Origin of the sequence: Corynebacterium sp. KPL1818 (assembly GCF_000478135.1) — a bacterium.
Taxonomy (GTDB): domain Bacteria; phylum Actinomycetota; class Actinomycetes; order Mycobacteriales; family Mycobacteriaceae; genus Corynebacterium; species Corynebacterium accolens.
In genome coordinates this window covers 1220501-1234827 of sequence record NZ_KI515758.1, presented here as the reverse complement: position 1 = coordinate 1234827, position 14327 = coordinate 1220501, and the positions used below count along the sequence as shown (strand labels likewise).

Sequence of the window (14327 nt, the reverse complement as noted above, 5' to 3'; positions counted from 1 at the left end):
AGTTACGGGGGCATTTTGCCGAATTCCTTAACCACAGTTCACCCGAACGCCTTAGTATCTTCAACCTGACCACCTGTGTCGGTTTAGGGTACGGGCCATACACACACTCGCTAGAGGCTTTTCTCGACAGTACAGGATCACCACCATCAACCCTTTTAGGGTCTACGCATCACGCCTCAACCACAAAGTGCGGCGGATTTACCTACCACACGGCCTACACGCTTACACCACCAATCCAATAAGTGGCGCGGCTACCTCACTGCGTCACCCCATCACTTGAACCACACATCAGGCCCCACGACATCAACACCACCAACACTCAAAAAAGTGAACAGGTAGCGTATCCGCAGTGGTTAGTATCCGTGCTTTATCATGGGCGCACATGTACGGGTACCAGAATATCAACTGGTTATCCATCGACTACGCCTGTCGGCCTCGCCTTAGGTCCCGACTCACCCTGGGAAGACGAACTTGACCCAGGAACCCTTAGTCATCCGGCGGTAAGGATTCTCACCTTACAATTCGTTACTCATGCCTGCATTCTCACTCGCACACAGTCCACGCCTCCTCACGGTAACGCTTCCACCCATGCACGACGCTCCCCTACCCAAACAACGTATGTTGCTTGCCGCGGCTTCGGCGGTGTACTTGAGCCCCACTACATTGTCGGCGCAGAACCACTCGACCAGTGAGCTATTACGCACTCTTTCAAGGATGGCTGCTTCTAAGCCAACCTCCTGGCTGTCTTCGCGATCCCACATCCTTTTCCACTTAGTACACCCTTAGGGGCCTTAACCGGCGATCTGGGCTGTTTCCCTCTCGACTATGAAGCTTATCCCCCACAGTCTCACTGCCGCACAACACAATTGATGGCATTCGGAGTTTGGCTGACATTGCTAAGATTGTAGTCCCGCTCAACCAACCAGTCGCTCTACCTCCACCAAGCTAAATGCGACGCTGCACCTAAATGCATTTCGGGGAGAACCAGCTATCACGGAGTTTGATTGGCCTTTCACCCCTACCCACAGCTCATCCCCGCAGTTTTCAACCTACGTGGGTTCGCGCCTCCACAACCTCTTACAGCTGCTTCACACTGGCCATGGGTAGATCACCCCGCTTCGGGTCCAGGACATGCCACTTATCACCCCATTAGGATTCGGTTTCCCTACGGCTACCCCACACGGGTTAACCTCGCGACATGCCGCTGACTCGCAGGCTCATTCTTCAAAAGGCACGCCATCACACACAAACAGGTGCTCTGACGGATTGTAAGCACATGGTTTCAGGAACTATTTCACTCCCCTCCCGGGGTACTTTTCACCATTCCCTCACGGTACTATCCACTATCGGTCACACTGAGTATTTAGGCTTACCGGGTGGTCCCGGCAGATTCACAACAGATTCCACGAGCCCGTTGCTACTCGGGAACCCAACAACCCCCACATCATCATCTTCAGCTACAGGACTCTCACCTACTCCGGTAGATCATTCCAAACCACTTCACCTAACAACAATGCACAGGGCGTGCCACTGGTAGATGACACAAAGCTAGGCCCCACAACACCGCACACACAACCCCTACCAGGTATCACATGCACACGGTTTAGCCTCATCCACGTTCGTTCGCCACTACTAGCAGAATCATTATTATTTTCTCCTCCTACGGGTACTGAGATGTTTCACTTCCCCGCGTAACCCCCACAACAGCTATGAATTCACTGAAGGGTAACCCCACATAACCAGGGCCAGGTTTCCCCATTCGGACATCCTCGGATCAACGCTTTATTGACAACTCCCCGAGGCTTAACGCAGCCTTACACGTCCTTCATCGGCTCAGCATGCCAAGGCATCCACCATGTGCCCTAAATAACGAACACACCAACCACCACACACAAACCACACAACACAAAGGTCACACAATCCGTATGCAGTGGCAACAAGTGAACTTGACAAAATAAACAAAAAGAAAAATCACATCACACACAAGACACCACAAGCACAAAAACAAGTGGCATCATGTGAGATGCTCGCGTCCACTATACAGTTCTCACACAACACCCCAACCAGCAACAAACACCACCACAACAGACGATGCTCATCAACCAGTCAGGCACACACAAAAGGGGATAATGCCCCAGACACCCAACAATGCACCAACGTACAATCAACACTCATTTTCGTATACATGGACACTTTTACGCATGTCACAAAGCACTGTCTCAACACTTAGACCTGCTGATTAAGGTGTATGTCCTACCCGGAATTTCCAAACATCGGTGGCAGCAGAACACTCGCCTACTCAACCACCAACCCACCATCAAACAACAGTGGGCAACCCACAACTGTGGGTCATGGCTGCAACTGCAGCCAAAATAAAAGCTCCTTAGAAAGGAGGTGATCCACCCGCACCTTCCGGTACGGGTACCTTGTTACGACTTCGTCCCAATCGCCGATCCCACCTTCGACGGCTCCCTAACACGTTTAGGCCACCGGCTTCGGGTGTTACCAACTTTCATGACGTGACGGGCGGTGTGTACAAGGCCCGGGAACGTATTCACCGCAGCATTGCTGATCTGCGATTACTAGCGACTCCGACTTCATGGGGTCGAGTTGCAGACCCCAATCCGAACTAAGGCCGGCTTTCAGCGATTCGCTCCACCTCACAGTGTCGCAGCGCGTTGTACCGACCATTGTAGCATGTGTGAAGCCCTGGACATAAGGGGCATGATGATTTGACGTCATCCCCACCTTCCTCCGAGTTAACCCCGGCAGTCTCTCATGAGTCCCCAACCAAATGCTGGCAACATAAGACAAGGGTTGCGCTCGTTGCGGGACTTAACCCAACATCTCACGACACGAGCTGACGACAACCATGCACCACCTGTACACCAACCACAAAGGGAAACTACATCTCTGCAGCGATCTGATGTATGTCAAGCCCAGGTAAGGTTCTTCGCGTTGCATCGAATTAATCCACATGCTCCGCCGCTTGTGCGGGCCCCCGTCAATTCCTTTGAGTTTTAGCCTTGCGGCCGTACTCCCCAGGCGGGGCGCTTAATGCGTTAGCTACGGCACGAAAGTCGTAGAAAGACCCTCACACCTAGCGCCCACCGTTTACGGCATGGACTACCAGGGTATCTAATCCTGTTCGCTACCCATGCTTTCGCTCCTCAGCGTCAGTAACTGCCCAGTAACCTGCCTTCGCCATCGGTGTTCCTCCTGATATCTGCGCATTTCACCGCTACACCAGGAATTCCAGTTACCCCTACAGCACTCAAGTTATGCCCGTATCGCCTGCACGCCCGGAGTTAAGCCCCAGAATTTCACAGGCGACGCGACAAACCACCTACGAGCCCTTTACGCCCAGTAATTCCGGACAACGCTCGCACCCTACGTATTACCGCGGCTGCTGGCACGTAGTTAGCCGGTGCTTCTTATCTAGGTACCGTCACAAAAAGCTTCGTCCCTAGCGAAAGGAGTTTACAACCCGAAGGCCTTCATCCCCCACGCGGCGTCGCTGCATCAGGCTTGCGCCCATTGTGCAATATTCCCCACTGCTGCCTCCCGTAGGAGTCTGGGCCGTATCTCAGTCCCAATGTGGCCGTACACCCTCTCAGGCCGGCTACCCGTCGCCGCCTTGGTAGGCCATTACCCCACCAACAAGCTGATAGGCCGCGAGCTCATCCTACACCGAAAAAACTTTCCAACCACCACACTAAAGATGGCTCCTATCCGGTATTAGACCCAGTTTCCCAAGCTTATCCCGAAGTGCAGGGCAGATCACCCACGTGTTACTCACCCGTTCGCCACTCGAGTACCCTGCAAGCAGGGCCTTTCCGTTCGACTTGCATGTGTTAAGCACGCCGCCAGCGTTCGTCCTGAGCCAGGATCAAACTCTCCACAAAAAGAATTTCAGCAAAACACTGAAAAGGCCGTGAAAAGCCCAAACCTAACCAAAAGAACAAACCACCACAAACCCACAAAAGCAGGCCCATGCTGGCGTCCAAAAATTACTGCAAAGAAAAAATATACTGCCTCCCCAACCCGACGGGGCAAAAAAGGGAGACAAAAAGTTGAACACAATCACATGCCAACCAATCCATCAATGCAGCCGAAACACTAAACAGTATTCAAAAAGATGCGTATTCCAACACCTTACCGGCACACACCAACCAACAAACCACCATTAGGTTCGCCGGCCAACAGACCAATCAACACACAACCATGCACACAAAAATAAAAAATAAGTACATTGGCACACTATTGAGTTCTCAAACAACATCCACACACCACAAGAAGATTAACCAAACGTTAACCTCTCAGCGGCGGCTCGTACCAACTTACCCAACAACCTGAACCAAGTCAAATCCCCGAGCCAAGTCAGTACAAAAAGTCACTCAAAAGTAACCAACCGGCTACCTCTCGGCGACTCGCTAAAATTTATACTACCCCACTACACAACGCAAACTCGCAGGCCAACGTTGCTTTTTAGTGATAGCACGCGATCTTTCCATCGGGCCCATCGATAACGCGCACCGGAGTATTGAAGATGGGCGTCAGGATATCGTCGCGCATAATCTCCTCCGCCGGGCCGTATTCGACGATCTGCCCGTCCTTGCAGGCGCAGATATAGTCCGCGTAGCGCGCGGCAAAGTTGATGTCATGCAGAACCACGATGACCGTGCGCCCCAACTCCTGGGCAGCCTCGCGCAGGTGGCGCATCATGTCCACCGAGTGCGAGATGTCCAAGTTATTCAGGGGCTCATCCAGCAGCACGTAATCAGTTTCTTGGCACAGCACCATAGCTACGTACGCGCGCTGGCGCTGACCCCCGGATAGCTGGTCAAGATAGCGGTGCTGCAATTCTTCCAAATGCAGGAATTGGATGTACTTAGAAATGACCTCTTCATCGTGTTTATTGAGCCGCCCCTTGGTATAGGGGAAGCGGCCAAAGCCCACAAGCTGGCGCACGGTCAGTTTCGTGACGAAGTGATTTTCCTGCCGCAGAATAGACACGATCTTTGCCAAATCGGCGGACTTGCTGGATTGGATGTCATAGCCGGCGATTTCGATGCTGCCTTCATCCATGTCGAGCAGGCGCCCGATCATGGTGAGCATCGTGGACTTACCCGCACCATTCGGCCCCACCAGCGCGGTGATGCCTCCCTGTGGGATGGTCAGGTTGAGTGGACCAATAGCGGTCTCGGCGGAATAGGTTTTAGAAACGTTCTTTAATTCGATCACAGTCGGCCCTTTCGCATAATGACAAAGAGGAACACGGAGCCACCTACCAGCTCAATGATGATGGACACCACACCTTGGGCGGAAAATACGTGCTGCATGAGGAAGTACGCCGCAATGAGCACGAAGAATGCTAGCCCCACCGCCATCGGAAAGATATAGCGGTGATCGTAGGTATCGGCGAATTGATAGGCCAGCGTCGCCACCAAAAAGCCCAAGAAGGTCATGGGCCCTACCAGCGCGGTCGTCGTCGCCATCAACAACGAGACCAAAATCAGCGTGTAGATCGCATGCGCTTTATGGTTCACACCCAGGTTGGTGCTGACATCGGCGCCCAAGGAAATCACATTGAGCTTGCGCGCATTGAGTACCAAAAGGGTGGTAGCGATGGCCACGATGGGAATGGCAATGGGATAGTACTCAGTTTCGGCGTTATTCACGGAGCCAAAAAGGCGCGCGGTCAGCACGTCGAACTCGCTGGGGGTCAACATGCGCTGCATAAAGGTAGATAGTGAGCCCAGGCCACCACCGATGACCACGCCGACCAGCAGCATGGCATGCATATTCTGTTTCCTATTGGTCAGCAGCCACGAATAAAGCACCAAGGAAAGGCCCACCATGACACCCATTTGCATGAGGAAGGTGGGCACAGTGCGGGCATCGTTAAGCCCGCTAGCGCCCAGGAAGAAAATGGTCGCGGTATTGATGGCAACGTAGAGGGACTCAAAGCCCATGATGGATGGCGTCAAGATGCGGTTATTCGTCACGGTATGAAAAGACACCGTGGCCATGGCTTGGCACACAGCGACGATCGCCATGGCGATGAGGGCATCGGCGCGGCGCTGGGCGATGAGCCAAAACTTGCGGGTGCCAAAGTCCATCGGGTTGCCATAGGCCAGGTAGGCAAAAGCCAAAGCCGCAGCTAAGCCCCATACGCAGACCAGCATGATCCAGTACTTCTTGGGTGGGGCGGACATCTTAGTTCGCACGGGTCGACCTCACAATCATGATGATGAAGACGATGGCGCCAATGACGCCAAGAATGACCGAAACCGGCATCTCGAATGGGGCGATGATGACGCGCCCCACCAGGTCACACACCGTGACGATGCCGATGCCCAGCAGGCAGACCCAGGGAACGTTGGAGCGCAGGTCATCGCCGCGCACCATGGAGACGATATTCGGCACGATAAGCCCAAGGAATGGCAGAGATCCTACGACAACGGTGACCACGCCCGTAGCAATGGCAATGAGCCCTGTTCCAAGCAACAACATGCGGTTATAGTTCAGCCCAACGTTGGTGGCCACGTCCTCGCCCAAGCCAACGACGGTGAGGCGGTCGGCGTAGATATACACTGCCACCAGCACCAAGAGCACGATCCACAAAACCTCGTATTGACCCTTGTACACCGCGGTAAATGAGCCCATGAACCAGATTCCCAATTGCTGGAGCATATCCGTCATCAAGGCGAAAAACGTCGAGACCGCAGAGACCACGGCGCCCAGCATGATGCCGATGATCGGCACGATGAGCGAGGAGCGCAGGGTCACTCGACGTAAGAAGAGGAAGAATACGACGGTACCCAGGAAGGAAAAGACCACCGCACCTATCATCTTGGTCAGGATCGAGGCAGTGGGTGCGACGGCCATGACGACGAGAAGACCCAGCCCGGCCCACTCCGTGGTGCCGGTGGTAGAGGGTTCGACGAAGCGATTTTGGGTAAGCAGCTGCATGACCAGGCCGCTTACAGCCATGGCCGCGCCGGCCAGCACCAAGGCAATGGTGCGCGGCAAGCGGGTAATGCCGAACATGGCGGCCCCATCATCGGCACCAAAAACGTCGTACTGTCCGGTCAGCAGAGAAGTAACGAGCAACGCGGCGACGATGAGTACGCCGAGGCCCAGCTTCCAATCCCAGACCTTTGTGCGGGTGGTGGTTTCCATAACTATCCTTTACGCACCTGAAAACCGGAGGGCACAAATCCCTCCGGTTTCCGGTTTTTAGTGGTGGCTAGTTCTTTTCAAACGCGTCTGCCATCGCGTTGAGCGTCTCCGTGAAGGTAATGATGTTTTCATTGGTGTAGGTATCCTGCGGAGCGGCAACGATGTTGCCTTCCTTAACGGCAGTCACGTTCTTGAGTGCCGCGGAATCCTCTACCAGCTTCTTGCCTGGGGTGTAGCCTGCTTCATCCTTGGCAATGGCACCGTCGCGGTCCATGATGAGGATGTAGTCAGGGTTGGAATCAGCGATTGCCTCGACGGAGATGTCATCGCCCTCGTGGTCATCGCTAGCGTTTTCCACCTCGAGGGAAGGCTTCATGCCCAGCAGGTCAAAGAATGGCCCGAAGAAGCGGCCCTTACCTGGGGCGATATAGTTGATATCGCCACCGGTGGTGTTGACCGCCATGACGGTTTTCTCAGGATCGTAGGCGTCCTTGGCACGGTCCAGCGCCTTATTGAAGTCATCCACGAGCTTCTTTGCTTCGTCTTCGTGGTCGAAGATCTTGCCCAGTGCTTCGGTCTGGCGGATGAGTTCTTCCGCCATGTCCTTATCGTCGCGCGGGGAGAAGTCGAGGACCGGGGTATCTTCCATCAGTGCCTCGATATCAGCCTGGTGCTGGGTGAAGCGCTGACCGTTGATGACGATGTCCGGCTCTGCGGCAACCAGTGCTTCCAGGTCAGGTTCGCGGTGCATACCCAGGTTGGCCTCGATCGTGTCTTCATTGATCTTGTCCGAGAGGGTATCTGGGACAATGCCGAGCGGGGCAGCCACGATATTGAGGTCCCAGTCCGCGAGGATTTCGAAGGCGCGGTTATCCGTTACCGCGACGCGCTCGAACGGTACGTCCAGCTCGTGGGTGCCGTTATTATCTTCGATCTGCAGTGCGCTTTCCGATGTCCCCTTATTCGAACCCTGGTCCTCTTCTTCCGCAGTGCTACATGCGGTAAGTGCCAAGGAGGCGACAGCTACGACAGACAAAAGAGCGCGATGAATTTTCTTCATTGTGCTTTCCTTATAGACGAGAAACAAATGCCCCATTAACTTATCTTAAGTCACCCTAACCAATCAAGGTTGAGGGTAACCTTTCCTAAAGCGCATCGCCCCGACCATAGAAACGCGCTGCATTTGCGAAAGAAAACCCCTGTTGCGAGGACAAATCGATACCCGCCTACCCTACCCCCGCGCGGATGGATTTTATGAGAAAAGCCCCAGCTAGAACTGAATCTAGCTGGGGCTCTTGGTGGAGCTGCCGGGACTTGAACCCGGGTCCTTCGTCACCTTGCCAGGGCTTCTCCGTGCGCAGTTCGCACATGATCTCTGCTCGGCCCTCCGGTTCGGGCGAACTCGTACCGGATGATGGGCCCAGTCACCAGTAAAAGTCCCATCTGGTCCTGATGACACAGCCAGACGGCAAGTTCCTTAGTCGATGCCAGGTTCTAGGTCAGGAACGAAACCTAGGCTGACAGACACGCGTCGCTGTAATTAGGCAGCGAGGGCGTAGTCACGCTGAGAGTTCTTCTCTGCGTTTATTTGTTTGCTACGACGCTTAAACGGTGGTCGATAGCCTTCACCGGCACGCTTCCCCTGGCGCAGTGTACGAAGTCGAAACCAAATCAACCCCATAGCACTGTAGGGACGGGATAGTGCATCATTCCCTACGGTTATTCCAACACTACCGCAGACGCTTTTATTTCTCCAAGTGCTCTTCCAGCCAGTCTTTTAAGACCACCGCGTGGTTAATCGCGCGGTCGGCGGCGCCAAAGAGCAGGGTGAGGTCCCCCTCCTTTGCCAAGGAGAGCAACCGGGTGAGTTCCTCGGACTCGCGGTCATCGAGCTCGGCGCGGTAGCGGCGCGAAAACTCCTGGAAGGAATCCTCGTCATGGCCCCACCACTTGCGCAGCTCGGGGCTGGGCGCCACGTCCTTAAACCATTCGTCATAGTCCAGGTCCGCCTTGGCGATGCCCCGCGGCCACAGGCGGTCTACCAATACGCCGGTTCCGGAAATGGAGTCCTCGCCCTTGACTGCATCGTGAACCTTTACCGTTTTAAGCATTAATCCCCTTCACGCGGCGGCCGAGCTCGCGGGTGATTTCGCGGTTCTGGTCGCGCCGCTTGATGTCTTCGCGCTTGTCATAATCCTGCTTACCCTGCGCGAGCGCCAGCGACAACTTCGCGTACCCATTTTTGAGGTACACCTTGAGCGGCACCAAGGTTTTATTGCCGTTGCGCACCTGCCCGTAGAGCTTGTCGATCTCCCGGCGGTGCAGCAAGAGCTTGCGGGTGCGCCGCGGGCTGTGGTTGGTCCAGGACCCCATCGAATACTCCGGAATGTGTAGATTCCGCAAGTACACCTCGCCATTATCAATGGTGGCGAAGGCATCATTAAGCGAGATCTTGCCTTCCCGGAGGGATTTGATCTCCGTGCCGAGCAGGACGATGCCGCACTCGAATTCTTCGAGGATCTTATAGTCGTGCCGGGCCCGGCGGTTGGTCGCAAGCATGGCGTCCCCGGAAGCCGCCTTCTTATTCTTCTTGCCCTTTTTAGCCATAATTGCCTCAGTGTACTGCTCGTTTACCGCACCCGGCAAACGGCTTAGCGGCGGACATAAGAACGCAGGGTAATCTGCGCGGTGGCAGCGGTAACCGCCAAGGCGAGCAAGCCCACCAGCGGCAGCGCTACCCACAGATCGCTGGACTTCATCGGCGCCAGCAGCTGCGATTCATACAGGCCCTGTAGCGCAGGATCGATCACTTGGGATTTCGCCACGAGCAGCCCGGCGCCGCCCAGGACGACGCCAATAAGGGAGGCAAGCACGGCTTCTACCACGAACGGCGCCTGCGTCATCCAGCGCGAGGCGCCCACCATGCGCATGATTTCGGTCTCGCGGGTGCGGTGGAAAGCGGCGATTTGCACCATATTGGCCACCAAGAAGATGGCCGCAATGGACATCACAATGGCTACGATGAAGGTGGCGGTGCGGATGGAATCGAGGTTGCTTGCCGCCTCGCGCACCTCTTCTTGCTGGTCCACGACCTCTTCTACCGCTGGGTTATCCCGCACGGCATCGATGGCGGAGGCTTCTTCCGGATCCACGAGGCGCACGTGCAACGCTGCGGGCAGCGCGTCCGGCGAGGTTTGTTCCACCATCACCGGATCCGTGTCTTGGAAGAGCTCACGGAAACGCTCGTAGGAAGCCTCCCGGTTGCGAAATTCCACGGATTCCACGGAACTATCGGATTCCAGCTGGTCCTTTAAATCCGCACAGGCGGGAGTGGAGCAGTTTGGATCCGTGGCGGAAATATCCTCGTTGAGCTGCACCATGACCTCGACGCGGTCCAAGTAGATATCCTTCGTATCCTTGGTGAGGTTGGTGACCATGATGCCGGCAACCACGGCGCCGACAGAAATGGCTGTGGTAATGAGCATCGCGATGGTCATCGTCAGGTTGCGGCCCAAGCCCTTGGTGGCCTCGCGGAAGATGAATCCTAGGTTCATGCCTGCTCCTCCTGCGCCGAATAGGCGGCGTTGTGTTCATCGCGAACGAGCGTGCCATCGCGCAATTCCAGCACGCGCCTCTTCGCCTTATCCACGGCGCGGGAATTGTGCGTGGACATCACTACGGTGGTGCCGCGCTTGTTGATGCGCAACAGCAAGTCCATGATCCCGTCGGCGGTGGCGGGATCGAGGTTGCCCGTGGGTTCATCGGCAAGCAGCAGCTTCGGCCGATTGACCAGGGCGCGGGCGATAGCAACGCGCTGCTGCTCACCGCCGGAAAGCTCGTGCGGCATCGCATGGTGGCGGTTTTCCAGCCCCACCATCTCCAGCACCTGCGGCACCGCGTCGGAGATGCGGTGCTTGCTCTTGCCGATGACCTCCAGGGCAAACGCCACATTCTGGTACACGTTCAGCTTGGGAAGCAGCCGAAAATCCTGGAATACGTAGCCAATGGATTGGCGCAGGGCGTTAATATCCTTGCCCTTCAACTCATTGACGTGGAAGTCACCGAAGTAAATATCGCCCGAGGTCACATTGCTATAGCGCACCATGAGCTCAAGAAAAGTGGACTTTCCGGACCCCGAAGGGCCGATGAGGAACGCAAACTCACCGTCCGCAATTTCAAAAGACACCCCATCGAGCGCGGGGCGGGACTGGGCGGAATACACCTTAGTCACGTTATTGAAAGTAATCACCCCGCCACTGTAGCAACCAAAGTTGACAGTGACCTGTGAACGCTATTTAGTAGTGTAGTCTAGAACACAAAATCTGGTACGCAATGATGCCCGACCCGATCGACAGAAAGTGCCGATACTATGGCCGAGACTAAAACCAAAGAAAAACCGGAGAAAGCAAGCGGCTTTTTAGGCACCGTAGAAAAGATTGGTAATAAACTCCCCGATCCTTTCTGGCTCTTCGTCATCCTCGCGATCATCGTCGCCATTACCTCATGGATTGGCCACTTAATTGGCATGAGCGCCGAGGATCCCAAATCCGGCGATACCATCGAGGTTGAATCCCTCCTGACCACCGAGAATATCTCGCGCATGGTCACGGACGCGGTGGAAAACTTCACGAGCTTCCCGCCGTTGGGCGTCATCCTGGCCGTCATGCTGGGTGTGGCCGTGGCCGAACAGTCCGGGCTCTTGTCCGCGCTCGTGCGCGCCATGGTGGCCAAGGTCAGCCCGAAGTTCCTTACCTTCATCGTCGCGCTGGCCGGCGTGACCGGTTCCGTGGCTTCGGATGCCATTTATGTCATCCTCATCCCGCTGGGCGCGATGGCCTTCCACTCGGTCGGCCGCTCCCCCATCGTGGGTGCCATGGTGGCCTTTGCGGCATCCTCGGCGGGCTTCAACGCCTCGCTGATCCTCAACATCACTGACCTCCTGCTGGCCGGTATTTCCACTCCTGCCGCACAGTTTGTGGATGAGGCTTATGAGGTCAGCCCGCTGGCCAATATCTTTTTCGTCATCCCATCCGCCATCGTGCTATCGCTTATCATTACCGCCGTCACGGAATGGTTCATGGTGAAAAAGGCCCGCGACCTGGTCAACCACGACAAGATCAATTACGAGGAAGTCTCCTTCTCCCAGGCCGCCGGCGCCGCTGATAATGAGGCGGACGAGGACGCGGAAGAAGGCGACGTTGATTTCGAGGAAGAAGAAGACGAGCTGCGGGTAAAGCCGGAGGAACAAAAGGGCTTGACCGCCTCTGGCATCGCGCTGCTCATCTTCCTCGCTGGTTTCTTCGCCCTGCTCTTTATCCCGGGCTCTCCGCTCGCTAGCCAGGAAGATAGCTTCATGGAATCGCCGCTCATTAGCGCGATTGCGGTTCCCATTGCCCTGGCCTTTTTGGTCTGCGGCATCGTCTACGGCATCTACGCCGGCACGCTGAAGTCCGCCTCTGACGTGCCAGACTTTATGGCTAAAGGCATTAAGACCTTGGTTCCCATGCTGGTGCTATTCTTCGCCGTCGCCCAATTCTTGGCGTGGTTCCAGTGGTCCAACCTCGGTGTGTGGACCGCCATTAAGGGCTCTGAGCTGCTGCAGGCATGGTCGCTGCCGCCCATCTTGATGTTCGCCGCGCTCGTGGCCATGGTGGCAGTCCTCAACCTGTTCATTACCTCAGGTTCCGCGCAGTGGGCACTGATGGCGCCGGTGATCGTCCCGATGATGATGTACGTGGGCATCTCGCCGGAGGTTTCCCAGATGCTCTTCCGTATCGGTGACTCGCCGACAAATATCATCACCCCGATGTCGCCGTACTTCGCCCTCGCACTGACCTTCCTGCAGCGCTACTACAAGCCGGCGGGTGTTGGCACGCTGATGTCGCTGGCGCTGCCGTATTCCATCGCCATGATCGTTGGCTGGTTCATCTTCTTTATCGTGTGGTACCTGCTGGGTATCCCACTTGGACCGGGCGCACCGATGCACTACCCGGCTTAATCCTGCAGGGCGCGGTTGAGGTTAATCCTCGCCGCGCTCTTGTTGCATGCGCCAGCGGATGCCGGCTTCCAAGAAGCCGTCGATATCCCCGTCGAGTACCTTGGAGGGATCGCCCATTTCAAAATTGGTGCGCAGGTCTTTGACCATTTGGTACGGGTGCAAAACATAAGAGCGCATCTGGTTGCCCCAAGAGGCATTGCCGCCGGCGCCGAGCGCATCGAGCTCCGCCCGCTCCTCCTGGCGCTTGCGTTCCAAGAGCTTTGCCTGCAACACCCGCATGGCAGAGGCCTTATTTTGGATCTGTGATTTCTCGTTCTGGCAGGTGACCACGATGCCGGTGGGGATATGGGTCAGGCGCACCGCGGAATCGGTGGTGTTAACGGACTGTCCACCGGGGCCAGAGGAACGGTACACATCCACGCGCACCTCGTTATCTGGCACGTCGATGTGGTCCGTTTGCTCCACCACGGGAAGGACCTCGACCTCCGCAAAGGAGGTTTGGCGCCGGCCCTGGTTATCAAAGGGCGAAAGGCGCACGAGGCGGTGCGCGCCCTGTTCCACGGATAGCTGACCGTACATGTATTCCCCGTGCACCACGAAAGTGGCGGATTTAATACCGGCTTCCTCAGCATAGGAAATATCGTAAATATCCACCTTGTGGTCGTGCTTTCCGGCCCAGCGGGTGTACATGCGCATGAGCATCTCCGCCCAATCGGCCGCGTCTACCCCGCCGGCACCCGACCGGATATTGATCACGGCCTCGCGCGGGTCATATTCCCCGGAGAGCATGGTGGTTACCTCGAGGGATTCGATGGCGCTTTCCAGCTCAGCAAGGTCTTCATCGGCAACGGAGACGGTACCTTCTTCCTCCGCGAGCTCGTACATCACCGGCATATCATCTAAGCGCCCGCGCAAGGATTCCAGTTTGCGGACCTTTGCCTGTGCTGAAGACAGCTCAGAGGTGACCTTTTGTGCGTGCTCGGGGTCATCCCACAGCGAGGGATCCCCAGCTTGGGCTTCCAACTCCCGAATGCGCGCAGCCAAGGCTTCCGGATCCATGACCTTTTCAATGGTGGTCAGGGTGGTGTCCAATTGCTTGAGCCGTGTAATTACTTCGGGACGCATAGGCCCCAATCTTACCCAC

At 56.0% G+C, this 14327-nt stretch carries 10 protein-coding genes, 2 rRNA genes and 1 other RNA gene (1 of these 13 cut by a window edge); 1 reads left to right on the top strand and 12 read right to left on the bottom strand.

Translation table 11 applies throughout. The annotated features are described in order from the left end of the window. The 11 genes from HMPREF1261_RS05795 to ftsE form a co-directional block, all read right to left on the bottom strand. A 23S ribosomal RNA gene (locus tag HMPREF1261_RS05795) occupies positions 1-1877 on the bottom strand (it extends 1199 nt beyond the left edge of the window). A gap of 510 nt (positions 1878-2387) precedes the next feature. Then, positions 2388-3905 (bottom strand): 16S ribosomal RNA (locus HMPREF1261_RS05790). Together the 16S and 23S rRNA genes form the textbook arrangement of a ribosomal RNA operon. Before the next feature lie 583 nt (positions 3906-4488). Continuing rightward, on the bottom strand, positions 4489-5244 hold the full coding sequence (locus HMPREF1261_RS05785) for an ABC transporter ATP-binding protein (RefSeq protein WP_023016949.1): 756 nt from the start codon (positions 5242-5244) through the stop codon (positions 4489-4491). After that, positions 5241-6218 (bottom strand): iron chelate uptake ABC transporter family permease subunit, encoded by a 978-nt coding sequence (locus tag HMPREF1261_RS05780; protein ID WP_034657940.1) that lies wholly within the window; start codon positions 6216-6218, stop codon positions 5241-5243. The genes HMPREF1261_RS05785 and HMPREF1261_RS05780 overlap by 4 nt, the downstream gene beginning before the upstream one ends. Before the next feature lies 1 nt (position 6219). After that, complete coding sequence (locus tag HMPREF1261_RS05775) at positions 6220-7185, bottom strand: ABC transporter permease (protein WP_023016947.1); 966 nt, start codon at positions 7183-7185, stop codon at positions 6220-6222. Between the two features lie 67 nt (positions 7186-7252). Further along, on the bottom strand, positions 7253-8245 hold the full coding sequence (locus HMPREF1261_RS05770; RefSeq protein WP_023030288.1) for a siderophore ABC transporter substrate-binding protein: 993 nt from the start codon (positions 8243-8245) through the stop codon (positions 7253-7255). Between the two features lie 236 nt (positions 8246-8481). Further along, positions 8482-8864, bottom strand: a transfer-messenger RNA (tmRNA) gene (gene ssrA / locus HMPREF1261_RS12440). A 66-nt stretch (positions 8865-8930) separates the two neighbouring features. Continuing rightward, positions 8931-9296: a DUF488 domain-containing protein gene (locus HMPREF1261_RS05765; RefSeq protein WP_023030287.1), complete on the bottom strand. Its 366-nt coding sequence runs from the start codon at positions 9294-9296 to the stop codon at positions 8931-8933. Then, positions 9289-9792 (bottom strand): SsrA-binding protein SmpB, encoded by a 504-nt coding sequence (gene smpB / locus HMPREF1261_RS05760; protein ID WP_023030286.1) that lies wholly within the window; start codon positions 9790-9792, stop codon positions 9289-9291. The genes HMPREF1261_RS05765 and smpB overlap by 8 nt, the downstream gene beginning before the upstream one ends. A gap of 44 nt (positions 9793-9836) precedes the next feature. Next, positions 9837-10739, bottom strand: coding sequence for a permease-like cell division protein FtsX (gene ftsX, locus HMPREF1261_RS05755; protein ID WP_023030285.1), 903 nt, complete (start codon positions 10737-10739; stop codon positions 9837-9839). Further along, the gene (gene ftsE, locus HMPREF1261_RS05750) at positions 10736-11434 is read right to left on the bottom strand and encodes a cell division ATP-binding protein FtsE (protein ID WP_023030284.1); all 699 of its coding nucleotides are present in this window, start codon (positions 11432-11434) and stop codon (positions 10736-10738) included. The genes ftsX and ftsE overlap by 4 nt, the downstream gene beginning before the upstream one ends. Positions 11435-11554: 120 nt before the next feature. Here ftsE and HMPREF1261_RS05745 point away from each other — a divergent pair, with 120 nt between their 5' ends. Further along, positions 11555-13183, top strand: a complete 1629-nt coding sequence (locus HMPREF1261_RS05745; protein WP_023030283.1) for an AbgT family transporter — start codon at positions 11555-11557, stop codon at positions 13181-13183. Between the two features lie 21 nt (positions 13184-13204). Here the strand turns inward: HMPREF1261_RS05745 and prfB are convergent, their stop codons facing one another. Then, on the bottom strand, positions 13205-14308 hold the full coding sequence (gene prfB / locus HMPREF1261_RS05740; RefSeq protein ID WP_005277601.1) for a peptide chain release factor 2: 1104 nt from the start codon (positions 14306-14308) through the stop codon (positions 13205-13207). Positions 14309-14327: the final 19 nt, after the last annotated feature.